Consider the following 21,874-nt stretch of genomic DNA (forward strand, 5'->3'; position numbering starts at 1 on the left):
CCCCGTCAGATCCGGTCCCCGCCGGGTACGTCCGACAGAGAGTGTGGTCCCTCAGCGGTGAACGCCCCTGCACCGATGTCCCTCACCGACTTCCGCGGCCGGCTCGACCGGGTGATGGCCGAGAATCCGCGGCGGCACGTCGTCGTGCTCGCGCTGGACGGCGTCAACCTCGCTGCGGCGCGCCCCTGTTGGCCGTCCGCCGACGTCCGGCTGATGCGTGCGGTCTCCCCGACGACGTCCTCGGCCTGCTGGCTCAGCTCCCTGACCGGTCTCGGCGTCGACGACCACGCGGTGCCCGGAGTGGTCTTCTCGGCGCCCTCGGGCGGCCCCGCGCTGGTCAACTTCCTCGACTACCACGGCGCCGGCCTGACCCCGGCCGCCGGCAACGTCTTCTCCGACGCGGCCCGGCACGGCCGTACGCCGCTCGCGGTGCTCGGCGACATGGAGCACTACGGTTCGGCCTGGCGCGACGCCCTGCTGGCACACGCCCGCCCGCTCGCGGGCCACTCCTTCTACACGGAGCACGGTGCCTACCGCAGGCGGACGTCCGCCGAGGTGGCCGCCCGCGTCCGCACGGCGGTCGAGGAGACACTCGCCCGGCACGGCGGCGGGCAGCCCTGTCTCCTGTGGTGCTACGTGGAGGTCGATCAGCACGTGCACCGGCACGGGTACGACAGCCACACCACCGACGTCCTCACGGCTCTCGGCGCGTTCGCCGACGCGCTGGTCGCGCGGGGTGTCGTGGTGGTGGCCCACGCCGATCACGGTCTGGTGCCCACGGTGCACGACCCCGCGCTCGCGGACCTTCTCGACCACATGGGACAGCGGCACGGCTTCACGATGGGCGGCGCCGGACGCATGCGCTGGCTGTATCCCGAGGACCGCGACGGCGGCGCCGGTCTGTCCGCCCGACTGCGCGCGGCGCTCCCCCGCGATGTGCGGGTCATGCCGGCGGACCGGGTCTTCGCGCCGGGCTCGGCCGCACGGGGCCGGGTCGGCGACGTCCTGCTGGTGGCGGAGGGGGAGAAGTTCCTCACCGATGCCGCCTACCGCTACGACCACGGCTCCTTCGCGCCCGAGGAGACCGACACACCCTTCGCCGTATGGCGCTGAGCACGGCCCGCGGTCACCCGTTTTTCAACCCAACTCCCCTGTCTCATGTGGCGGTTGACGGCACGAGCGGCTGTGCTGAACGCTGAGGCGAGTAATTTCCCAGGAGGTAGAGCGATGAGTACAAGTCTGACCGGTTGCCTGGAGGAGATGGATCGCCGCGGGCTCATACCGGCGGACTGCCTCGCGGTGTGCTGTGTGGGTTCGGTCGCCCGCGGCTGGTCCAACGAGTCCAGCGACTACGACTTCAACGTCGTCTCCTCCACCCCGTGGACCGGCGACAGCGCCCGTACCATCCCGGTACCGCTCCAGCCCGGTGTCGTCCCCGCGGTCGTGCTGCACGTGGACGGCCGGCGCTGGGAGATCAAGTACTGGCTCGACAGCCAGGTCCAGCAGATGATCGACAAGGTCAGCTGGGAACAGTTCGAGGCCGGCAACTCCACGGCCAAGGCGCTGATCGACGCCGAGGAGCTGTTCCTGGAGCGGATGAGCACCTGCCTCACCCTCAGCGGTGCCGCCTGGGCCGACGAGTGCCGGCGCAAGGTCGAGAAGTCCGCCTTCCGGGCCTTCGTGACCACCCGTTCGCTCGCCGAGGCGGACTCCTCCATCGAGGACGCCGGCGGCCAGCTGGCCGCCGGAGACTTCGACAGCGCGGTGCTGTCCGCCCGCAAGGCGCTCGGGCACACCGTGGACGCCCTGCTGGAGAGCAAGGGCAACTTCGGCTCCCGTACGCCGAAGTGGCGGGCACGCCGGTTCCGCGAGGTCCGGCCGGACGCGCTGTCGTTCGAGGAGTACTGGGCCCTGGAGACCATGCGGTCCTTCGACCCCGACCAGCCCCAGACCTGGGTCAACCTCGTCATTCAGCGATGCCGGGACCTGACCATGGAGGTCGAGATCTCATGACCGCCCATGAGGACGTCAGACCACTCGATCCGGCGACGGACCGGCGCTCCGCCTCCGCGTTCTGGCGGTACTGGACCGCGTCCACGATCAGCGGCACCGGTGACGCGATCACCACCGTCGCCCTGCCCCTGGTGGCGGTCGGTGTGCTGCACGCCTCCAGCCTCCAGGTCAGTTTCCTGACCGCGGCCCAGTACGCCGCCTGGATCGCCATCGGGCTGCCCGCCGGGGTGATCGTGCAGCGGCTGCCGTTGCGCGGTACGCAGGTCGCGATGGACCTCGTCCGGGCGGCGGCCCTGGTGTCGGTACCGGTGGCGGCCGCGTTCGGCGTCCTGCATCTGGCCCAGCTGGTCCTGGTGGCGCTGGTGATCGGCCTGGCGACGGTCCTGTTCGACGTGGGCAACTCCACGTTTCTGCCGTCGATCGTCAGCAAGGAGGAACTGACCGCCCGCAACAGCCTGACGTCCGCCTCGGTGTCGGCCACCCAACTGGGCGGGCCCTCCCTCGGCGGTCTGCTGGTACAGATCTTCGGCGGCGCGCTCACCCTCGTCTTCGACGTCGTCAGCTACGTCGTCTCCGCGGTGCTGCTGCGCACCCTGCCACGGCCCGCCCCCGTCCGGTCCGGGGGGCCGGCGGAGTCGATGGCGGGGCAGATCAAGGAGGGCTGGCGGTTCGTCACCCACCACAAGGTCATCCGCCCCTGCGTCGCCGCGGCCACGCTGGCCAACTTCACCTGCGGCGCCTTCATGGCGCTGCTCCCGGTCTTCCTGGTGCGCACGCTCGGCACACCGGCTGGGCTCGTCGGCGTGCTGATCGCCATGGAGGGGCTCGGCAGTCTCCTCGGCGCCACGCTCACCCCGCGGCTCGCCGGCCGCATCGGCAGCGCCCGCACCATCCTGGCCTCCACCCTGTTCGGCGCGTCCCTCGCGCTGCTGATGCCGCTCGCGGGAAGCGGCTGGGGGCTGCTGCTGTTCGCGCTCGGCAACCTGTGTTTCGGCGCGAGCATCGTCGTACTCAGCATCCTCACCCGCACCCACCGGCAGACGGTCACCCCGCCCGAGCTGCTGCCCCGCGTGATGGCCACGGTCCGGTTCATCTCCTGGGGGGCGGTGCCGTTCGGCGCGCTCACCGCCGGCGCCACGGCCAGTGCCCTCGGCAACCGGGGGGCGCTGTGGCTGATCTGCGCCCTCGCCTTCCTGACCCCACTGGCCGTGTGGACCAGCGGCATCCGCCGCATGCGCGACCTGACGTAAGCCGGTACGGCACCGGGCTCGTGTCCCGGTACGCGCACCGCGCCCACGTCAGCGCCGGATCAGCCCCAGGTCCGTGGCCGTCGCCACCGCGGCGGTGCGGGAGTCGACGCCCAGCTTCGTGTAGACGCGGGCCAGGTGGGACTTGACGGTTCCCTCGGTGAGGTGGAGGCGGTGGGCGACGGCCTGGTTGGAGAGGCCGCCGGCGACCAGGGTGAGCACCTCGGTCTCGCGCCGGGTCAGGGCGGCGCCCGGCGTGCGCAGCCGGTTCATGAGGCGCTCGGCGACCGTGGGGGCGAGGGTGGTGCGGCCGGCCGCGGCGGTGCGTACGGCGGCGGCCAGGTCCTCGGGCGGCGCGTCCTTGAGGAGGTAACCGGTGGCGCCGGCCTCGATGGCGGGCAGCGTGTCGGCGTCGGAGTCGTACGTCGTGACGACCAGGACGCGCGGCGCCCCCGGCCTGGCGGTGATCCGCGCGGTGGCCTCGGCGCCGCCCATGCCCTTGCCGAACTGGAGGTCCATGAGGACGACGTCGACATCGCCCCCGGCGGCGCGGGCGACGGCCTCCTCCGCGGTGGCGGCCTCGGCCACGATCACGAGGCCGGGCTCGGTCTCCAGCACCGCCCGCAGCCCGGCCCGGACCACCGGGTGGTCGTCGGCCAGGAGCAGGCGGATGGGGGTGCGCGGGGAGCTGTCGTCGGTCACGGGCGGGCCTCGAATACGGGTGTGGGCGTGCGGTCGGCGGGGGCGCCGAGCGGGAGCCGCGCGGCCAGGGAGGTCCCGTGGCCGGGCGCGGAGGCGACGGTCAGGGTGCCCCCGAGGTCGTGCATCCGGGCGCGCATGGCCGCCAGGCCGAAGCCGCCGCTCTCCGGGTCGGGCGCGGGCGGCAGCGCGGGGTCGAAGCCGGTGCCGTCGTCGGTGATGTCGAGGGCGATGTGGTCGCCGCGGTAGCCGAGGGTGATGTCGGCGCCGGTGGCGCGGGCGTGGCGCACGGTGTTGGCGAGGGCGGACTGGGCGATGCGCAGCAGGGCGACCTCGTGCGCCGTGGCCAGCGGGACCGGGGCGCCGGTGAGGTGGAACCGCACCGGAATCCGGTGATGGGTGCCGGTGGTGGCGCACAGCCGTGCCAGCGCGTCGGCCAGCGTGCTGCCGTCCAGGGCGGGCGGGCTGAGGGCGGCGACGAAGCGGCGGGCCTCGGCGAGATTGTCCACCGCGGCCTGCCGGGCCGCCGCCACATGGCCGGCGGCGGCATCGGGCCGGCCGGGCAGGGCGCGTTCGGCGGCGCGCAGCAGCAACTGGATGCTGGACAAGCCCTGGGCGAGGGTGTCGTGGATCTCGCGGGCCAGGCGTTCGCGCTCGGCCAGCACCCCCGCGGTGTGCTGGACCCGGTCCAGGTCGGCGCGGGTGGCGGTCAGCTCCTCGATCAGCCGCCTGCGCCGCTCGCTCTCCCGGTACAGGGCCTCGTACCCCCGTACCACCGCGACCGCGACCGCGGCGCCGAGCCCGGGCCCGATCACCATGGCCGCGCCGAAGGAGCCCTGGTGGGCGGCGAAGCCGCAGACGGCCGCCGCCGCGGTGGCGGCCACGGCCGTGATCTGGGCCCGGCGCGGCAGCAGATGGAGCTGGAGGAAGTACAGCGGGAACGCCACCCACACCGCGTCGGGGGACAGGACCAGCAGCACCAGCCATACGGCGCCCACCGCGGCGAGCCACAGCGCCGCTGCCCGCCGGGAGCGGCGGACGGCGGGCAGCGGGGGGCCGGCCGCGTAGGCCCCGGCGCAGGCCACGGCGGCGGTGACGACGGGCCAGGCGGCGGTCCGGCCGTCGGCCACCGCCCGCCAGGCGACCAGCGTGAGCAGGCCCACGACCAGCAGGTGCAGGCACCAGGACAGGGCCCGAGTGGTCGGGCTCGGAGCGGGGGAAGCGGTGTTCACAGTGCCTTACAGGCTACGAGAGGCTCCGGGCCAGCGGCCTCTGTCGAAAGGTGGAACCCGCGCACCGCCGTCCGGCCCGCGAAGTGCCGTCCGGCGCCGGACGCGCGCACGGCGGGCCGGCGGCGACGGTGGGGGCATACCGTTTCCACCGCCGGAGAGGACAGCGAGGCCGTGTTCGTCGCCTGGAGAGACCTGGGGTTCGCCAAGGGGCGCTTCGCCCTGATGGGAACCGTCGTCGTACTGATCACCCTGCTGGTCGGGCTGCTGTCCGGGCTGACGGCCGGACTGGGCCGGCAGAACGTGTCGGCGATCACCGGCCTGCCCGCCACCGAGATCGCCTTCCAGGCGCCCGCCCGCGGCCAGGGTCTGTCGTACGCCGACTCCACCGTCACCGCGGCGCAGTGGCGGCAGTGGGCCGCGGCCCCCGGCGTCGAGCGCGCCGAACCGCTGGGGATCGGCACCACCAAGGCCGGCGCCGGGCAGCGGACCGCCGGTGTCTCCGTCTTCGGCGTCCGCCCCGGCTCCTGCCTCGCCCCGGACGGCGGCAGGCTCGACGACCGTACGGCGGTGCTGTCCACCGGCGCCGCCGACGCCCTCGGCGTGACCGAGGGCGGCACCCTCACCCTCGCCGGGCGGCGGCTGACGGTCGCAGCGGTGCGGGGCGACGCCTTCTTCAGCCACACCCCGGTCGTCTGGACCAGCCTCGACGTGTGGCGCGGGACCGCCCCGCCCACCGGCGACGGGGAACGACCGGCCGCCACCGTCATCGCCCTGACCACCGGCTCCGGGGCCGACCTCGCGGCGATCGACCGGCGGGCCGGCACCAGGACCGTAGCCAGGGCCGACTCGCTGTCCGCGATCGGCTCCTACGCCTCCGAGAACGGCTCCCTCCAGCTGATGCGTGGCTTCCTGTTCGCCATCTCCGCGCTGGTCATCGGCGCCTTCTTCACCGTGTGGACCATTCAGCGGGGCGCCGACGTCGCCGTGCTGAAGGCCCTGGGCGCCTCCACCGCCTATCTGCTCAGGGACGCGCTCGGCCAGGCCGTCGTGCTGCTCGTCGGCGGCACACTGCTCGGCACCGGCGTCGCCGCCGCGCTGGGGGCGCTCGTCGTGGGCGGCGCCGTGCCGTTCGTCCTCTCCCCCGGAACCGTCCTGGTGCCGGCCGCGGTGACGGTCGTACTCGGTGCCCTCGGGGCCGCGCTGTCCGTCCGCCGCATCACCTCCGTCGACCCGCTGACCGCCCTGGGGAGCGCCCGATGAGCCTGTGCCTGAGCGACATCACCCTCACCTATCCCGACGGCGACACCCGGCTGACCGCCCTCGACCGGGTCGCTCTGGAGGTCCCTCGAGGCAGCCTGACCGCCGTGGTCGGCCCCTCCGGCTCGGGCAAGTCCAGCCTGCTGGCCGTCGCCGCCACGCTGATCACACCGGACAGCGGCACGGTGACCATCGACGGCGTCCGCACCGCGGGGCTGAGCCGGGCCGAGCTGACCGGGCTGCGCCGGGGACGGATCGGCATCGTCTTCCAGCAGCCCAATCTGCTGCCCTCGCTCACCGCCGCCGAACAGCTCCAGGTGATGGCCCACATCGACGGCCGCTCCCCGGCCAGGGCGCGCGGGCGGGCCATGGCGCTGCTCGACGCGGTCGGCCTCGCCGGGCAGGCCGGGCGCCGCCCCCACCAGCTCTCCGGCGGCCAGCGGCAGCGGGTCAACATCGCCCGCGCCCTGATGAACGACCCCACGGTGCTGCTCGTCGACGAACCCACCAGCGCCCTGGACCACGAGCGCGGCACCGCCGTCCTCGACCTGCTCACCCGGCTGACCCACGACCGGAACACCGCCACGGTCCTGGTCACCCACGACCACACCCACCTGGCGGTCGCCGACCGGATCGCCGAGGTACGGGACGGGCGGCTCGCGGCGCTGGAGTGCCGCAGCGAGGGGTGATGAGGCCGTGCTCGTCGGCGCCGGGGCGGCATACCGGCGGATCGAGCGTCGGTTCAGGTCGCCGGGGTGCCGGCCCGCTCCGTCAGATGGGCGGGGGGCTCGATGCCCTCGGGCAGCGCCGGGTCCGGCTCCAGGGCGCCCTAGGTGGCGCGCAGCGGGAGCACGCCGGCCCACAGGCCGAGTCGGGCGTCGTCGCCGTCGCCGTCGTCCGGGGCGCCGGTACGGATCTTGACGGACGCCTCGTCCAGGGAGAGGGCGAGCAGCGCGGTCGCCGCGAGTTCCTTGCGGCTCGGGCCGCGGGCGTAGTCCCACTGGCCCGGCGCGGCGTGCTCGGTGAGGCAGCGCAGGCCGGCGAGCTTCTCGCCGGGGTCGGCGACCAGGCGGGGAGTGCCGTAGACCATGGCGCTGCGGTAGTTGACGCCGTGCTCGAACACCGAGCGGGCCAGGACGAGTCCGTCGACGTGGGTGACGGTGACGCAGACCGTGGCACCGGGCGAGGCGACCAGGCTGCGGCCGGCGACCGAGCCGTGGAAGTACAGGGTTACGCCGTCGCGGCCGTAGACGGTCGGTACGACCATGAGCGTGCCCTCGACCGTGACGCCGAGGTGGCAGACGAAACCCGCGTCGAGTATCGCATCGAGCTGCCCCCGGTCCAGGCTGCCCTGCTCGCGCAAGCGGCGGTGACGGGTGCGCTCGGTGACCGGCAACTGGCGTTCCGGAGCGGGGGAGTTCATCGGCGCTTCCTCTGTGTACGGGCCGGGTCGTGGTCCTGCGGCGTGCGTGGACCATGAGGGATGGTACTGATTCCATCGCATGGCCGCCATAAAGCTTCTTAATTCGTTGTTTCAAGCGCGACTGACCGCGAAATCCCTTGCCCTCTGCGGAAATGTGCGACGCACCAGGTCGTCGGCCCGAATGGTGCAGGAACACCAGCCACACGCGGTGGCCCTGACCGGCCCGTTCACCGGACTCGTCTTCTGCCGCTCCGACGGCCGACCGCTCGGACCGCACCATCTTCCCGACCGGCTACACCAGCTGTCCGGGGAAGGCGATATTCCAGGATCACCGTCCACGACCTGCGCCACCTGGCCGCCACGATCGTCACCGCCGGTGTGCCGCCGGCCGGCTCCGCTTTCCCGCGCCGCCGGCCTTCAGCGTCATGGTCGACCGGCCACGGACTGGACGTGCGACCACCTTGCGACCACCAGGGCCCCGGACGCACGGAAGGCCGTCCTCCCATCAGCGAGAGAACGGCCTCCGACCTGCTCGAAGCATGGTCGGGACGACAGGATTTGAACCTGCGACCCCTTGACCCCCAGTCAAGTGCGCTACCAAGCTGCGCCACGTCCCGTCACGGTCTCACGCGGTGTGTCGCGTGATCACGCAGGTCAACCTTACCGTATGCGCTCGGGTGCCTGGTGACATCGGGGCCGGGGTCACTTGATGAGGGTGTTGGCGACGACCACGATCAGGCCGAGGAGGGCGTCGCCCAGGCCCATGAGGACGGCGGCGGGCCAGGGGCGGGCCGCCTTGCGGGCCGTGGTCAGGCCGAGGGTGAACAGGATCAGGATGTTCAGGGTGAAGGCGGGGTATTCGACGCCCTTGGCCGGCCACCATCCCCAGCCCGCGCCCGCGAGCAGGAAGACCGTCGGCAGGACGGCCGCGACCAGCGGCCACTCGTTGCGCAGGGCACGCAGGCCGTCCCAGCGGCGGTGCGGGGCGCGCTCGGCGATGTAGTGGGCGTAGCCGTGGGCCAGGGCGGAGGCCAGGGCGGTGACCAGCAGCCACAGGGCGTCGTAGCGGCGGGTCGCGGGGGTGCTGGCGCCGTAGCGGGTGAGGGCGGCGACCATCGAGCTGGCGAGGACGGCGCCGTAGACCCCGCCGAAGAGGAGCGCCTCGCGGGTGCTGTGCCCGCCGGGGCGCGGCCCGCCCCCCGCGTGTCCCTGGGCGTCCGCCGCGGTCGAGTCGGCCATGTCTTCCACGATCACCCCCGCCCCGCGCCGCCGCCAGTCCGCGCGGCCCGACGAAGTGTCCTGTGACCAGGCCCGATGCCGCACACTCTGTCGACGGCGGCCGGGGCGCGGGCGCCGTTAGGGTCGGGCCCATGACGCACAGCTTCGCGCTCCACATCCCCGACGCCGACCTCGAACCCGAGCCCCTCGACCCCGGACAGATCGTCTCCGGGAACCCCGAGGTCACCGGGAAGGTGGTCTGGGAGTCGCCGGACGGCCGGCAGCTCCGCGGGATCTGGCAGATCACGCCGGGCGTGGTCACCGACACCGAGGCCGACGAGCTGTTCGTGGTGATCAGCGGCTCGGCCACGATCGAGGTCGAGGACGGCCCGACACTGCGGGTCGGACCGGGTGACATGGCGGTGCTGCGCGCGGGCGACCGTACGACGTGGACCGTGCACGAGACGCTCCGCAAGGCGTACGCCATCAATCTGTAAGCGCCCCACCTGTGGGCCCGATCGGTAGGCGCCCTCCGAAACGGTAGGCGCCTCCCGAAACCGGCGAATTCGACGCCACGGCCCGTTCGGGGCGTTGACAGCACCGCCATGTCCGGACAAAGGTGGCCGGGTGCGGGGCGGCGGTCCCGTCCCGTGGTACCGGACGCGGAGAGGCGGACAGGGTGGAGGAGCTGGGTGTCGCCGTCGTCGGGTTCGGCTGGATGGGCCGGGTGCACGCGCGGGCGTACGCCCGTCTCCCCCACCACTACCCCCGGCTCCCGCTGCGGCCACGGCTGATCGCGGTCGCCGAGGAGGTGCCGGGCCGGGCCGAGGAGGCCGCCGAGCAGTTCGGGTTCGTCACCGCGACCCGCGACTGGCGGGAGGTGGCCGCCGATCCCCGCGTCGCGGCGGTGAGCGTCACCGCGCCGGACTTCCTGCACCGCCGGATCGGGGTGGCGATGGCGGAGGCGGGCAAGCACCTGTGGATCGAGAAGCCGGTGGGCCTGTCCGCCGGGGACGCCCGCGCCGTCGCGGAGGCGGTCGCGCGCGCCGGGGTGCGGGGCACGGTCGGCTTCAACTACCGCAACGCGCCCGCCGTGGAGGCCGCCCGCGAGCTGATCGCGGCGGGCGGGATCGGCGCCGTCACCCATGTCCGCATCCGGTTGTTCAGCGACTACGCCGCCCACCCCGACGCCGCCCTGACCTGGCGCTACGAGCGTGAGCGCGGCGGTCGCGGGGTGCTCGGCGATCTGGCCTCGCACGGCGCCGACCTGGCCCGCTTCCTGCTCGGCGACATCACCGCGCTCACCGCCGACACCGCGGTCTTCGTCCCGGAGCGCGCCCGCCCGAGCGGCGCCACCACCGGTCACACCCGCGCCCGCGGCGGCGAACGCGGCCCCGTGGAGAACGAGGACTACGTCGGCTGTCTGCTGCGCTTCGCCCGCGGCGCCCGCGGCGTCCTGGAGGCCTGCCGGGCCTCGGTCGGCGAGCAGAACGCCTACGGCTTCGAGGTGCACGGCACCAGCGGGGCGGTGTTCTGGGACTTCCGGCGGATGAACGAGCTCGCGGTCAGCCGGGGCGCCTCCTTCCAGGACCAGCCGGTGAGCACCGTGTATGTGGGGCCCGGTGACGGCGAGTTCGCCGCGTTCCAGCCGGGCGCGGCCAACGCGATGGGCTACGACGATCTGAAGGTCATCGAGGCCCACCGGTTCCTGCGCTCCATCGCCGAGGGCAGACCGTACGGCGCGACGCTCGCGGACGCGGTGCGCGGCGCGGTCCTCCTGGACGCGATGGCCGAGTCCGCGGCGAGCGGCAACTGGGTCGAGTTATAGGCAGGTAGTGCATCGCCCTTCGCGCTTACGCCCTTTCGTCCGAAACCTGAGGAGCGGCAAACACCCATGCGTATCGGAATCCTCGGCCTCGGCCGCATCGGTGCCTTCCACGCCGGGACCCTCTGCGGGCTCGGCGCCGTCGAATCGCTCGTGGTCGCCGATCCGTTCGCACAGGCCGCGGCGGCCGCCGCCGAGCGGTTCGGGGCCGAGGTCGCGGATTCGCCGGAGGCGCTGCTGGCCGCCGGCGTGGACGCCCTGGTGGTGGCGGCGGCCACGGACGCCCATCCCGCGCTGATCCGGGCCGGTGTGGCCGCCGGTGTCCCGGTCTTCTGCGAGAAGCCGGTGGCCCGCACGATGGCGGAGGGCGTGGCCGTGCTCGACAGTGTGCGCGGCAGCGGGGTGCCGGTCCAGATCGGCTACCAGCGCCGCTTCGACGCGGGCTTCGCCGCCGCGCGCGCCGCCGTGCGCGCGGGCGAGCTGGGGACGCTGCACCTCCTGCGCTGTACGACACTGGACCCGGCGCCGCCGCCGGCCGCGTACATCACCGCCTCCGGTGGCGTCTTCCGGGACTGCTCGGTGCACGACTTCGACGCCATCCGGTGGGTGACGGGCCGCGAGGTCACCGAGGTGTACGCGGTCGGCGGCAACCGGGGCGCCGACCACATCGCGCGGGCCGGTGACGCCGACACCGTGGGCGCGGTCCTCACCCTGGACGACGGCACGATCGCGCTTGTCTCCAACTCCCGCCACAACGGCCGGGGTTACGACGTCCGCATGGAGCTGCACGGCAGCGCCGACGCCATCGCGGTGGGTCTGGACGACCGGCTGCCGCTGCGCCCGGTCGAGTCCGGGGCCGCCTTCCCCTCCGGCGTCCCCCACGCCTTCTTCATGGACCGCTTCGCCGACGCCTACCGCGCCGAACTGGCCGCTTTCACCGAGGTGGTGGCCGGTACCAGGCCGTCTCCGTGCACCGTCGAGGACGCCCTGGAGGCCGGCTGGATCGCGGAGGCCTGCGCGCTCTCCCGCGCCGAGCACCGCCCGGTGCCGGTCGCGGAGGTGCGGCAGGCCTGACGCGCGCGGTACGGGGGCTTCGTCAGCCGCAGTACCGCACCAGCCACTCGTCCGCGTGATACCGGTCGCGGGCCGGGTCCGGCAGCGTGGCCGGGCTGGTCTCGACCGTGTCCTCGGGATGTATCCGCTCGGGCAGGGTGCCGAAGCGGTCCCGGCGCCGGGCCACCGCCTCGGCGGGTTCCGGTGCCGTCTTACGGGGTTCCGTACGGTGTGTCATCCTCGTCCTCCCGTCTGCGCGGGCGCCCCCCGTTCACCTGAACAACGCCCGCGTGCCCCCGGTTCGTTCCCGGCCGCGCCTGGCGCGAATCCGTCAGGGTTGCGCAGGAACAGCGTCCGTCAGGGGTGCGCGGGAACGGCGCCCGGCCCCGGCGTCACGGCCGGCAGTGCCGGACCAACTCGGCGAGGACGCGCGAGGGGTCGTACAGCGGGAGCGCGCCGTCGGCGACGACGCGTCGGGTGCCGGGGTCGACGGGGTCGGTCCGCGCCCACCGCGGGGTACCGATGCCGAACTCCACCTCCAGACCGGGGGCCAGGGTGTGACGCCGTTCGGTGATCGGCCCCCAGGCGCGGGTGCGGACGGGTGCGCCGAGGGTGAGTTCGGCGGTCCAGTCGGTCCGCTTTCCGCTGGGATCGGCGGCGCCGGTGAGATACGGCGCCGGATCGGTGGTCAGCAGGACGATGTCCACGTCGGAGCCGCAGCGGGCGGTCCCGCGTGCGTAGGAGCCGACGAGGAGGAGGCCGGTGATGTCCTCGCGGGTCGGCGCCCAGCGGACGAGGCGGGCGATGAAGTCCCTTACGTCCGCGAGGCGTCGGGGCGGGACGCCGGTCTGGTCCGGCGGACGCTCAGCCCCTTCCATACGCGTCGCCCCCACTTCTCACGCCCCGCAGGACCGCAGGAACCGCCGCGTCCGCACCGCGATCGGCAGCGGCTTGTCCGGCTCGCAGGGATACATGTCCTGCTCCACGATGGCGAAGAGATCCACCCCCAGCTTCTGCGCGGCCTCCAGCACAGGACCCAATTCCGGCAGTCCGTGCGGAGGTTCACGAAAGACGCCCCGCGCCACGGCCGGCCCGAAGGGCAGCCCCCGCGCGACGACGTCGGCGAGGACGGCCGGGTCGACCTGCTTGAGATGGAGATAGCCGATGCGCTCCCCGTACGTCTCGATCAGCCGCACGCTGTCGCCGCCACAGTAGGCGTAGTGGCCGGTGTCCAGGCAGAGGCCGACCGCGCCGGGGTCGGTCGCGTCGAGGAAGCGCGTGACATGAGCCTCGGTGTCGATATGGGTGTCGGCGTGCGGGTGGACGACGATGTCGAGGCCGTACGTCTCCTTCACCCGGCGGCCGAGCCACTCCATGCCCTTGGCGAGGTGGCCCCACTGCTCGGCGGTCAGCTCCGGCGGTTCCAGGATCTCGGCGGTCTTGTCGTCGCGCCAGAAGGACGGGATCACCACGAGGTGCCGGGCGTCCATCGCCTGGGTGAGCGCGGCGACTCGGGAGACGTGGGCCCAGGTGTCCGCCCGGACGGCGGGGCCGCGGTGCAGGCCGGTGAAGACCGTGCCCGCGGAGACCTTGAGGCCGCGGCGGTCCACCTCCTCGGCGAGCCGCGCGGGGTCGGTGGGGAGGTAGCCGTAGGGGCCCAGTTCGATCCAGGTGTAGCCGGCCTCGGCGACCTCGTCCAGGAAGCGGTCCCAGGGCACCTGCCGGGGGTCGTCCGGAAACCAGACGCCCCAGGAGTCGGGTGCGGAGCCGATCCGGATGCGGTCGAGGTCGTACGGCATGGTCAGGTGATCCCTTCGGGGGTGATGCCGGCGCGGACGTGAAGGGCGCTGCTGCGTCGGGTACGCGATACAAGTGCCCGCCAGGGCCACTGTCAAGTGTTTGTCCGGACATGGCCGTGTTCCAGAGTTTCACTGCGGGATCGCGGTAAAGCCATGATGCACCGTCCCGGCCGCCGCGTTAACCTCGCGCTTTCACGAGGTGGGCTGTCCGACAGGCGGTCAGGAAAGCAGAAAGTGCCTCTGACCAGCAAGAATGAGGATTGTCGAGGTCCTTGTTCCTGCCGCCGCCGGAGGCACTTCCCAGGTGAAGCACTCTATCGGGTCCTACCCGCGTGTCCGTGTCCAGGACGACGGCCGCCAGGTCGTCTCCCAGGCCGGTTCGGTCCTGCTCGTCGAAACGGTCCGCAAGACCGGTCTTGACCAGGCCATATCCCAGGCTCTGGCTCCCTGGCGGAAGCCGCGGGCCGTCCACGATCCAGGCAAGGCCCTCCTGGACGTCGCTCTGACGGTCGCACTGGGCGGGGACTGCCTCGCGGATGTCGCGATGCTGCGGTGTGAGCCGGCCGTCTTCGGCCCGGTCGCCTCCGACCCGACCATCTCCCGCCTGATCGACACCCTCGCCACCTCCGGCGAGAAAGCCCTGCAGGCCATCCGCTCCGCACGGTCCGAAGTCCGTAGTCGTGCCTGGTCGTTGGCTGGCAAGAACGCCCCGGACGCCCACGGCCAGGTCGTCATCGATCTCGACGGCGTCCTCGTGATCGCCCACTCCGACAAGGAGGACGCGGCCGCGACCTGGAAGAAGACCTACGGCCATCACCCGCTGACGGCTTTCCTCGACCACGGACCGGGCGGAACCGGTGAGCCCGTCGCCGCCCTCCTCAGGCCGGGAAACGCGGGTTCCAACACGGCAGCCGACCACATCACCACCGCCCAACTTGCCCTGGCCCAGCTGCCGAAGCACTACCGGCGAGGGAGGCAGACCCTGATCCGCACCGACTCCGCGGGCGGCACCCACGACTTCGTTTCCTGGCTCGCCCAGCGCGGACGATGGCTGTCCTACTCGGTCGGCATGGTGATCACCGAAGCGATCCACGAACACGTACTGAAGGTCCCCGCCTCAGCCTGGACCCCGGCCGTCGAGACCGACGGTGAGGCCCGTGACGGGGCCTGGGTCGCCGAACTCGCCGGCAAGGTCCTGGACGGCTGGCCGAAGGGCATGCGACTGATCGTCCGAAAGGAACGTCCCCATCCTGGCGCCCAATTGAGGATCACGGACGCGGACGGCATGCGGATCACGTGCTTCGCGACCAACACCCCTGACCGGCCGATCGCCGAGCTCGAACTCCGCCACCGCCTGCGGGCCCGGGCCGAGGACCGGATCCGGGCCGCCCGGGCCACCGGCCTGCGCAACCTGCCCCTCCACACGACAGCCCAGAACAAGGTCTGGCTCGAGATCGTCCAGATCGCCCTCGACCTGCTCGCCTGGATGCCCATGCTCGCACTCACCGGCAAGGCCCGACTCTGGGAACCCCGCCGCCTGCGGTTCCGCCTGATCTCCGCGGCCGCTCAGCTCGTCACCACCGGCCGACGCAGGATTCTCCGCCTCGCCCAACACTGGCCCTGGGCAGGCGAGATCACCGCCGCCCTCGAACGGCTCGCGCTCCTCCCCAGCCCCGGCTGACCAGCAACCTTCCACCGTCCCAACGACGACATCACCCGCCCCGGGCAGTGGAACCCGGCGCTCACCCGACGCGACAGCCGGGCCGCCGGCCTGCCCACCATCAGCTCCGGAAAGCGAAAGGGTCCACCGACTCCGCCGGCGGACCCTCATGCAAGATCGAGGTTAACCACACGCAAAGCCCGCTTATATGACTTACAAATTCACCCTCTTTCATCACCCGGTCGCACCCCGGGGTAGTGAAGAGGGCGCGCATTTCACGCCCCTTATCGGATCCGGCCAGAGGTGGGTCATAATTGGCCGGAGAATTCACCGGCATGGAAGTCGCACCAGCCGGGGGACATACTGGCGTCGTGCCACTCCGCTCCCGGACCGGATGGCCGGAAAGGCCACAACGGTGGATTCGGAAACGCTGCTTTCTTCGATGTTCACGGCCGAGGGTAAGGAAGACCCCTATCCGGCCCTGGCCGAACTGCGCCGTATCGCCCCCGTCTATTACCACGAGAAGCTCGACACCTACTTCCTGACCCGGTTCGCCGACTGCCAGCAGGTGCTGAGCGACCCCTCCTGCCTTACTCCCGATCTCACCTGGTGCGAAACGGAGTTGCCCGACTGGCGCGAGCATCCGGCCGCCGTGTTCTTCTACTCCTCGCTGCTGCGCGCCAACGGCACCGACCACATACGGCTGCGGCGGCTGGTGGCCGACCGGTTCAGCGCCCGCCGGGTCGCCGCCCTCACGGAGCGCATCGAGACCACCACCGCCACCCTCCTCGACCGGTTCGCCGACGCCACCCGCGACGGCGCCGCGGCCGATTTCCAGGAGCTGGTGGGATACCCGCTGCCGGTGGCCGTCGTGGGCGACCTGATCGGCGTGCCGCACGCGGACCAGGACCGCTTCCACCACTACGGGCAGGACGCCAGCCGGCTGCTGGAGCCGGTGCGCACCGACGAGGACTGGAAACGCGCCGACGAGGCGGTGACCGCCCTGCGCGGATACTTCGCCCGGCTGGTCGCCCTGCGCCGCCGCGAACCCGCCGACGACCTGGTCTCCGCGCTGCTCGCGGTGCGCGAGACCGGTGACGGCAGGCTAGGCGAGGGCGAACTGCTCGACCTGCTGCTGCTGGTGTTCGTGGCCGGCTTCGAGACGACCACCAGCCTCCTCGGGCTGACCGTGCACGCCCTGCTCAGCCACCCCGGCCAGCTGGCCCTGCTGCGCGAGGACCCCGCGCTGGTGCCCAACGCCGTGGAGGAGTCACTGCGCTGGGACACCCCGGTGCGGATGACGGAGCGGATCGCCACCCGGCCGCTGACCGTGGGCGGCGTCGCGATCCCGCAGGGCGGCAACATCACCACCGTACTCGCCGCCGCGGGCCGCGACCCCGCCCGGCATCCGGACCCCGACACCTTCGACGTCCTGCGGCCCGACATCCGGGTGCTCAGCTTCAGCGCGGGCGCCCACTACTGCCTGGGCGCGGCCCTCGCCCGTCTCGAAGGCGCCGCCGTCGTACGGCAGTTGCTGGCGCGCTTCCCCGGACTGGCCCACGCCCGGCGCCCGGTGCGCCGGGACAGCATCAGCATGCGGGCCTTCACCCGGCTGCCCCTGGTCACCTCGGGCTGAGCGGCCCCGTCCGGCCCCGGCCCACAGAAGGGACGTCCGTGAACTTCCTGCACACCGAACGCGCCGTGCTCGACCGGCTGCTCCCCGGACTGGACACCGCGCTCGCCGCGCATCCGCTGACCGATCTGGAGCGCGCGCCGAGCCCCGCGATCGAGGCGTTCCGCGCGGCGGGCGGGCCGGGACTGCTGGTGCCCGCCGAGCACTCCGGCGCCGGGGCCACGGTGCTCCAGGCGGTCCGGGCGCAGCGGGCCGTCGGCGCCCGCTGCCCGTCCCTCGCGGTCGCCACCACCATGCATCACTTCTCCGTCGCCGGGCTGGTGGAGACCGCGAAGCACGGCACCGGAATGGAGGGCCTGCTGCTGACCGCCGTCGCCAGGGAACGGCTGCTGCTGGCCTCCGGGTTCGCGGAGGGCAACACCGGCCAGAACATCCTGCGCCCGCACATCCGGGCCGAACTGCGGGGCGCACGCGTGGTGTTGAACGGCAGCAAGAAGCCGTGCAGCCTGTCCCGGTCGATGGACCTGCTCACCGCCTCCGTCACGCTCACCGGCGAGGACGGGGTGGCACGCCTCGCGGTGGCCCTGGTGCCGGCGAAGACCCCCGGACTGAGCGTGCGGCCGTTCTGGGGCAGTCCGGTGCTGGCGGGGGCCGAGAGCGACGAGGTGGTGCTCACCGAGGTGGAGCTCGATCCGCAGATGGTCGTCGCCACCGAGGTCACGGCCGACGCGGTGCCCGACGCGCTCAATGTCGCGGGCTTCCTCTGGTTCGAACTCCTGCTGGCCGCCGGGTACTTGGGGGTGATCAGCGGCCTGGTCGAACGGGTGCTGAGCAGACCCGGCGGCTACGGCGGCGACCCGACGCCGTTCCTGGTCGACGTCGAGGCCGCGATGCTCGCCGTGGAGGCCGTGGCGACGGCCATGGAGACCGAGGCATGGGACGACACACTCCTGGTGCGGGCGCTGCACGCCCGGTACGCGGCGCAGGACGCCATCGCCCGCACGACGCCCCGGTGCCTGTCCGCGCTCGGCGGGATGGCGTTCATCGGCTCGCCCGACGGCACGTACCTCGCCTCGGCCGCGACCGGGCTCGCCTTCCATCCGCCGTCGCGCGCCCGCATGGCCGAGCCGCTGCGGGAGCACCTCGACGGCGCCCGGCTGCGCATCGGCTGAGCGGCGCCGTGCGCAGGGGCTCTGGCCGCCGATCCCAGCCCCCTCGATCCAGCCCCCTCAACACCAGTCGCCGATCCACCCGCCGATCCCAGCCGCCGAGGAGGCATCCATGAGCCGAGAGCGCGGTGCGGTGCCGCGACCGGGCGGACCGTCGCCCGTGGCGGCGCGGGCGCCCTACCGGGTCGAGGTCGCGGGCACGGTCGGCGCCGTGCCGCCGCAGGTCTGGCGGAAGCTGGCCCCGGCCGACGACCCGCTGTGGTCCCAGGGCGTGTTCGCGGCGATGGAACGCGGTCGCCTCGGCCCCGCGGGCTACCGCTATCTGCTGCTGCGCCGGGACGGAGAGGTGGTGGCCGTACTGCCGCTGTGCCTCTTTCCGGCCCTGCGCCTGGACGACGTGGTGGGCCCACGCGAACGCCGGCTGCTGCGCCCGCTGCGCGCCGTGTGCCCCGGCCTGCTGGGGGTGCCCATGCTGTTCTGCGGCCACCTGCTGGGCCAGGGACACGTCCTGGGGGCCGGTCCGCTGCCACCGGAGGCCGTACGACTGCTCGTGTCGGCGGTCGGGGACGCGGCCGACCTGGCGGGGCTCGGGACCGTGGTGTTCAAGGACTTCGCCGACGCGGAACTCGCGCTGTTCCGCCCGGAATTGGAGCGCGCGGGGTATTTCTTCACGCGCAGCATGCCGGACACCGAACTGCGGCTCGGGTACGGCTCGTTCGAGGACTACGTCCGTGCGTTGCCGGCGAAACCCCGGCGCAACGCCCGCAGCAAGCTGCGCAAGTTCGCGGCCTGGCCGGGCGCGCGCATCGAGATCGTCGAGGACTTCACTCCCCTGCTGCCCGAGATGCTCGCCCTGTACGAGCAGGTGATGGAGCGCGCGGACCAGACGCTGGACCGGCTGGACGCGTCGTTCCTCGCCGCCCTCGCGGGCGCCGCCGAGCCCCGGCGGGCGCTGGTCGCCGCGTTCGAGGGCGAGCGGCTGGTGGCGTACCTGCTGTGCCTGTTCCGGGGCACCGGCGCGACCGGGGCGCGGATCGGCCTCGACTACCGGATCGCCCACGAGGCGCGGCTGTACCACGCGGTGCACTACGCGGCGATCCGGCTGGCCATCGAGTCGGGCTGCACGCATATCCGCTTCGCGCAGACCGCGTACACGCCGAAGGTGGAACTGGGCTGTCGCCTGGTCGCCCAGTCCTACGCCCTCACCCACCGGGGCCCGCTGCGCCGCGCCCTGCTGCGCGCCCTGCTGCCGCGCGCCCTGGACACCGCCCTGACGGAGGCCCTCGGTCCGCACGCCGAGCTGCTTCCCGCGCCCGAGAAGAGGACCTCATATGCCCCGAGTTGACGTGGAACTGCGCATCGCCGCCCCGCCCGACGAGGCCTGGGCCGCCGTGGCCGACGTCGAGTCCTATCCGGGCTGCATGGACAACGTGGAGTCGGTGACGGTGGTCGAGCGCGGCGACGCCCGGCATCGTACGACGGCATGGTCCGTCCATCTCAAGGGCTCCGTCCTGTGCTGGACGGAGGCGGAGGTGCTCGATCACGCGGCGCGGCGCTTCGACTTCCGCCAAGTCGCCGGTGACCTGGGCGACTTCTCGGGCTACTGGGCCGTGACACCGGCCGGCGCGGACCACAGCACGGTCTCTCTGCACGTCGACTTCGACATCGGCATCCCGCTGCTGTCCGACATGCTCAACCCGGTCGCCTCGGAGGCCCTGCGGGAGAACGCGGCACAGATGCTGCGGGCGCTGGAGCGGCGGCTGGAGGGGCGGCGACGGGTGGATTCGCCTGGGGGCGGAGCGGACGTGGACGCGGGGGTGGGGCGGTGACGGAGAGCGCCGAGGCGGCGACTGAGCCCGGTGGGCGTGGGGGCGGGACGGTGACGGGGGCTGAGGGGACCACCGAGGCGGCGGGCAGACCCGGCGGATGCGGGACGGCGGCCGCAGGTGGCGAGAGTCCCGAGGCGGCGGCTGAGCCCGGTGGGCGTGGGGACGGGGCGGTGAGGGGCGGCGGCGAAGGCGCCGTGGCGGCGGGCCGGCCCGGTGGGCGTGAGGGCGCGACGGTCACGGGCGGCGACGGAAGCACCGGAGCGGCGGCCGAGGCCGGTCGGCGTGGAAATGCGGCCGTGTCCGGAGGCGGCGCGGGTACCGCAGCGGCGGGAGAGACCGGCAGGCGCAAAGGCGCGACGCAGACGGCAGGCGGCGAGAGTCCCGAAGCGGCAGGCGAGCGCAACGGCACCGCCGGGAACGACGACGGCACAAGGGACCCAGCCGCGACCGAGCCCCATCGACGGGGGGATGCGGCCGTGTCCGGAGGTGGTGCAAATGCCGCAGCGGCGGCCGAGGTCGGCGGCGGCGGGGGGAAAGAGGGCAGGGCGGGTGGTGAACTCCGTAATGCGCAGCGGACGTTCGATCTCATCCGGCGCCACTTCTCGCCCCGGCTCGCGCTGACCGGGAGCTTCGCGGGGCGGGGTGCCGTGGAGGTGGGGGCCGAGGGGTGCCGGGTGACCCTCTCCGACGGTCGCAGCGTGCTCGACTTCGGCTCCTACGCCGTGCCGTTGCTCGGCCACCGGCACCCGGCGGTCGTGGCGGGCGTGCGCCGGGCGCTGGACACCCTGCCGACCGCCACCCGCAGCCTGGCCAACCCGGTGACGGCGCGGGCGGCCGCCACCTTGGTGGAGTACTTCGAAAGCGCCCTGCCCAAGGTGTACTTCGGGCTGAACGGCGCCGACGCGGTGGAGGTGGCGGTCAAGCTGGCCCGGCTGGCATCGGGGCGGGGCCGGATCCTCGCGGTGCGCGGCGGGTTCCACGGCAAGTCCACCGGCGCGCTGGCGCTCACCCACAGCCCGCTGTTCCGCGCCGGGCTGCGCGGCAGCGTGATCGACGTGGCACACGCGGACCCGGAGGACACCGGGGCCGTCGAACGCGCCGCCGTGTCGGGCGAGTTGGCAGCCGTCGTCTTCGAACCGGTGCAGGGCGAGAACGGCGTCGTACCGCTGCCCGTGGCCGTGCTGCGGCGCTGGTGCGCGGACGCGCGGCGGTACGGCGCGTTCGTCATCGCCGACGAGATCCAGTGCGGGCTGCGGCGCTGCGGCGAGCGGTCCCTCGCCCTCGCCGAGGGGCTGCCCGTGGATGCGGTGCTGGTGGGCAAACCGCTGGGCGGCGGCGTCGTACCGCTGTCGGCGGTGGTGTGCTCCGAGGAGTTGTACGCGCCGCTGGAGGCGGACCCGTTCCTGCACTCGGCGACGTTCGGCGGTCATCCGCTGGCGTGCGCCGCGCTGCCCCCGGCCCTGGCGGCGATCGAGCAACTCGCCGCGCACGGCGAGGTGTTGTCCGGCGCCCTGTCCGAGGGGCTGACCCGGCTGCGCGGGCGGCACGCCGACGCGGTGCGTGAGGTGCGCGGGCGTGGGCTGCTGTGGGGCCTCGACTACGCCACCCCGCATCTGGCCGGCGAGGTCGTCCTCGGCCTGGCCGACGCCGGCCTCCTGGTCTCCCCCTGTCTGAGCCGCCCCACCACCGTGCGGCTGCTGCCCTCGCTCGCCTGCGGGCCGCCGGAGGTGGCGGAGGCGCTGGCCGCCCTGGAGCACGCCACGGCCACGGCCGCGGCCCGGTGCGCCGAGAGATGACCACGCCGCCCGTCCGCGCCG

General features: G+C 73.2%; 20 protein-coding genes, 1 tRNA gene and 1 pseudogene. 14 read left to right on the forward strand and 8 right to left on the reverse strand.

Features of this window, described 5'->3' with window-relative positions:
- Positions 1 to 75 precede the first annotated feature (75 nt).
- From ACE4Q9_RS04315 to ACE4Q9_RS04325, 3 genes are all read left to right on the forward strand, one after another.
- The gene (locus ACE4Q9_RS04315; RefSeq protein WP_397982881.1) at positions 76 to 1,113 is read left to right on the forward strand and encodes an alkaline phosphatase family protein; all 1,038 of its coding nucleotides are present in this window, start codon (positions 76 to 78) and stop codon (positions 1,111 to 1,113) included.
- Between the two features lie 114 nt (positions 1,114 to 1,227).
- Positions 1,228 to 2,013, forward strand: coding sequence for a hypothetical protein (locus ACE4Q9_RS04320; protein ID WP_397982882.1), 786 nt, complete (start codon positions 1,228 to 1,230; stop codon positions 2,011 to 2,013).
- Positions 2,010 to 3,263, forward strand: a complete 1,254-nt coding sequence (locus ACE4Q9_RS04325; RefSeq protein WP_397982883.1) for an MFS transporter — start codon at positions 2,010 to 2,012, stop codon at positions 3,261 to 3,263. The genes ACE4Q9_RS04320 and ACE4Q9_RS04325 overlap by 4 nt, the downstream gene beginning before the upstream one ends.
- Positions 3,264 to 3,311: 48 nt before the next feature.
- Here the strand turns inward: ACE4Q9_RS04325 and ACE4Q9_RS04330 are convergent, their stop codons facing one another.
- Positions 3,312 to 3,962 carry a response regulator gene (locus tag ACE4Q9_RS04330; RefSeq protein ID WP_397982884.1) on the reverse strand — a complete coding sequence of 217 codons (651 nt, stop codon included), beginning with the start codon at positions 3,960 to 3,962 and terminating at the stop codon, positions 3,312 to 3,314.
- The gene (locus ACE4Q9_RS04335; protein ID WP_397982885.1) at positions 3,959 to 5,191 is read right to left on the reverse strand and encodes a sensor histidine kinase; all 1,233 of its coding nucleotides are present in this window, start codon (positions 5,189 to 5,191) and stop codon (positions 3,959 to 3,961) included. Before ACE4Q9_RS04335 ends, ACE4Q9_RS04330 begins: the two co-directional genes overlap by 4 nt.
- Before the next feature lie 171 nt (positions 5,192 to 5,362).
- Between ACE4Q9_RS04335 and ACE4Q9_RS04340 the strand changes: the two genes are divergently transcribed.
- Positions 5,363 to 6,451, forward strand: a complete 1,089-nt coding sequence (locus tag ACE4Q9_RS04340) for an ABC transporter permease (protein WP_397982886.1) — start codon at positions 5,363 to 5,365, stop codon at positions 6,449 to 6,451.
- Entirely contained in the window at positions 6,448 to 7,137 is a 690-nt protein-coding gene (locus ACE4Q9_RS04345) for an ABC transporter ATP-binding protein (RefSeq protein WP_397982887.1), read from the forward strand. The genes ACE4Q9_RS04340 and ACE4Q9_RS04345 overlap by 4 nt, the downstream gene beginning before the upstream one ends.
- Before the next feature lie 53 nt (positions 7,138 to 7,190).
- Here ACE4Q9_RS04345 and ACE4Q9_RS04350 read toward each other — a convergent pair.
- The 3 genes and pseudogenes from ACE4Q9_RS04350 to ACE4Q9_RS04360 form a co-directional block, all read right to left on the reverse strand.
- A pseudogene (locus ACE4Q9_RS04350) lies at positions 7,191 to 7,871 on the reverse strand (pyridoxamine 5'-phosphate oxidase family protein).
- Between the two features lie 540 nt (positions 7,872 to 8,411).
- A tRNA-Pro gene (locus ACE4Q9_RS04355) sits at positions 8,412 to 8,488 on the reverse strand.
- Positions 8,489 to 8,573: 85 nt separating this feature from the next.
- Entirely contained in the window at positions 8,574 to 9,110 is a 537-nt protein-coding gene (locus ACE4Q9_RS04360) for a hypothetical protein (protein ID WP_397982888.1), read from the reverse strand.
- Between the two features lie 131 nt (positions 9,111 to 9,241).
- On the opposite strand from ACE4Q9_RS04360, the gene ACE4Q9_RS04365 reads away from it, so the two are divergent.
- The 3 genes from ACE4Q9_RS04365 to ACE4Q9_RS04375 all read left to right on the forward strand — a co-directional run bounded on the left by ACE4Q9_RS04365 (position 9,242) and on the right by ACE4Q9_RS04375 (position 11,988).
- A complete protein-coding gene (locus ACE4Q9_RS04365) occupies positions 9,242 to 9,586 on the forward strand; it encodes a cupin domain-containing protein (protein WP_397982889.1) in 345 nt (114 codons plus the stop codon).
- A gap of 182 nt (positions 9,587 to 9,768) precedes the next feature.
- Positions 9,769 to 10,917, forward strand: coding sequence for a Gfo/Idh/MocA family protein (locus tag ACE4Q9_RS04370; RefSeq protein ID WP_397982890.1), 1,149 nt, complete (start codon positions 9,769 to 9,771; stop codon positions 10,915 to 10,917).
- Between the two features lie 66 nt (positions 10,918 to 10,983).
- Positions 10,984 to 11,988, forward strand: a complete 1,005-nt coding sequence (locus tag ACE4Q9_RS04375; RefSeq protein WP_397982891.1) for a Gfo/Idh/MocA family oxidoreductase — start codon at positions 10,984 to 10,986, stop codon at positions 11,986 to 11,988.
- 22 nt (positions 11,989 to 12,010) lie between these two features.
- Here the strand turns inward: ACE4Q9_RS04375 and ACE4Q9_RS04380 are convergent, their stop codons facing one another.
- The 3 genes from ACE4Q9_RS04380 to ACE4Q9_RS04390 all read right to left on the reverse strand — a co-directional run bounded on the left by ACE4Q9_RS04380 (position 12,011) and on the right by ACE4Q9_RS04390 (position 13,766).
- A complete protein-coding gene (locus ACE4Q9_RS04380; RefSeq protein ID WP_397982892.1) occupies positions 12,011 to 12,205 on the reverse strand; it encodes a hypothetical protein in 195 nt (64 codons plus the stop codon).
- A 154-nt stretch (positions 12,206 to 12,359) separates the two neighbouring features.
- Entirely contained in the window at positions 12,360 to 12,845 is a 486-nt protein-coding gene (locus ACE4Q9_RS04385; RefSeq protein WP_397982893.1) for a nucleotidyltransferase family protein, read from the reverse strand.
- Positions 12,846 to 12,863: 18 nt separating this feature from the next.
- Entirely contained in the window at positions 12,864 to 13,766 is a 903-nt protein-coding gene (locus ACE4Q9_RS04390) for a sugar phosphate isomerase/epimerase family protein (protein WP_397982894.1), read from the reverse strand.
- A 304-nt stretch (positions 13,767 to 14,070) separates the two neighbouring features.
- Between ACE4Q9_RS04390 and ACE4Q9_RS04395 the strand changes: the two genes are divergently transcribed.
- From ACE4Q9_RS04395 to ACE4Q9_RS04420, 6 genes are all read left to right on the forward strand, one after another.
- The gene (locus ACE4Q9_RS04395; protein WP_397982895.1) at positions 14,071 to 15,447 is read left to right on the forward strand and encodes an IS1380 family transposase; all 1,377 of its coding nucleotides are present in this window, start codon (positions 14,071 to 14,073) and stop codon (positions 15,445 to 15,447) included.
- A 421-nt stretch (positions 15,448 to 15,868) separates the two neighbouring features.
- Positions 15,869 to 17,062: a cytochrome P450 gene (locus ACE4Q9_RS04400; protein WP_397982896.1), complete on the forward strand. Its 1,194-nt coding sequence runs from the start codon at positions 15,869 to 15,871 to the stop codon at positions 17,060 to 17,062.
- A 38-nt stretch (positions 17,063 to 17,100) separates the two neighbouring features.
- Positions 17,101 to 18,231, forward strand: a complete 1,131-nt coding sequence (locus ACE4Q9_RS04405; RefSeq protein ID WP_397982897.1) for an acyl-CoA dehydrogenase — start codon at positions 17,101 to 17,103, stop codon at positions 18,229 to 18,231.
- 109 nt (positions 18,232 to 18,340) lie between these two features.
- On the forward strand, positions 18,341 to 19,573 hold the full coding sequence (locus ACE4Q9_RS04410) for a GNAT family N-acetyltransferase (RefSeq protein ID WP_397982898.1): 1,233 nt from the start codon (positions 18,341 to 18,343) through the stop codon (positions 19,571 to 19,573).
- Positions 19,560 to 20,057, forward strand: coding sequence for a type II toxin-antitoxin system RatA family toxin (locus tag ACE4Q9_RS04415; protein ID WP_397982899.1), 498 nt, complete (start codon positions 19,560 to 19,562; stop codon positions 20,055 to 20,057). The genes ACE4Q9_RS04410 and ACE4Q9_RS04415 overlap by 14 nt, the downstream gene beginning before the upstream one ends.
- Before the next feature lie 476 nt (positions 20,058 to 20,533).
- Complete coding sequence (locus ACE4Q9_RS04420; protein ID WP_397982900.1) at positions 20,534 to 21,853, forward strand: aspartate aminotransferase family protein; 1,320 nt, start codon at positions 20,534 to 20,536, stop codon at positions 21,851 to 21,853.
- Positions 21,854 to 21,874: the final 21 nt, after the last annotated feature.

The organism is Streptomyces sp. AM6-12, assembly GCF_044327085.1.
In the GTDB taxonomy this organism is placed as follows: Bacteria; Actinomycetota; Actinomycetes; order Streptomycetales; family Streptomycetaceae; genus Streptomyces.

What these genes read in the sequence shown, in the direction of transcription:
- ACE4Q9_RS04315 (WP_397982881.1), top strand. Translation starts at nt 76, where the DNA reads ATGTCCCTCACCGACTTCCGCGGCCGGCTCGACCGGGTGATGGCCGAG.
- ACE4Q9_RS04320 (WP_397982882.1), top strand. Translation starts at nt 1,228, where the DNA reads ATGAGTACAAGTCTGACCGGTTGCCTGGAGGAGATGGATCGCCGCGGG.
- ACE4Q9_RS04325 (WP_397982883.1), top strand. Translation starts at nt 2,010, where the DNA reads ATGACCGCCCATGAGGACGTCAGACCACTCGATCCGGCGACGGACCGG.
- ACE4Q9_RS04345 (WP_397982887.1), top strand. Translation starts at nt 6,448, where the DNA reads ATGAGCCTGTGCCTGAGCGACATCACCCTCACCTATCCCGACGGCGAC.
- ACE4Q9_RS04360 (WP_397982888.1), bottom strand. Translation starts at nt 9,110, where the DNA reads ATGGCCGACTCGACCGCGGCGGACGCCCAGGGACACGCGGGGGGCGGG.
- ACE4Q9_RS04365 (WP_397982889.1), top strand. Translation starts at nt 9,242, where the DNA reads ATGACGCACAGCTTCGCGCTCCACATCCCCGACGCCGACCTCGAACCC.
- ACE4Q9_RS04375 (WP_397982891.1), top strand. Translation starts at nt 10,984, where the DNA reads ATGCGTATCGGAATCCTCGGCCTCGGCCGCATCGGTGCCTTCCACGCC.
- ACE4Q9_RS04380 (WP_397982892.1), bottom strand. Translation starts at nt 12,205, where the DNA reads ATGACACACCGTACGGAACCCCGTAAGACGGCACCGGAACCCGCCGAG.
- ACE4Q9_RS04385 (WP_397982893.1), bottom strand. Translation starts at nt 12,845, where the DNA reads ATGGAAGGGGCTGAGCGTCCGCCGGACCAGACCGGCGTCCCGCCCCGA.
- ACE4Q9_RS04390 (WP_397982894.1), bottom strand. Translation starts at nt 13,766, where the DNA reads ATGCCGTACGACCTCGACCGCATCCGGATCGGCTCCGCACCCGACTCC.
- ACE4Q9_RS04400 (WP_397982896.1), top strand. Translation starts at nt 15,869, where the DNA reads ATGTTCACGGCCGAGGGTAAGGAAGACCCCTATCCGGCCCTGGCCGAA.
- ACE4Q9_RS04410 (WP_397982898.1), top strand. Translation starts at nt 18,341, where the DNA reads ATGAGCCGAGAGCGCGGTGCGGTGCCGCGACCGGGCGGACCGTCGCCC.
- ACE4Q9_RS04415 (WP_397982899.1), top strand. Translation starts at nt 19,560, where the DNA reads ATGCCCCGAGTTGACGTGGAACTGCGCATCGCCGCCCCGCCCGACGAG.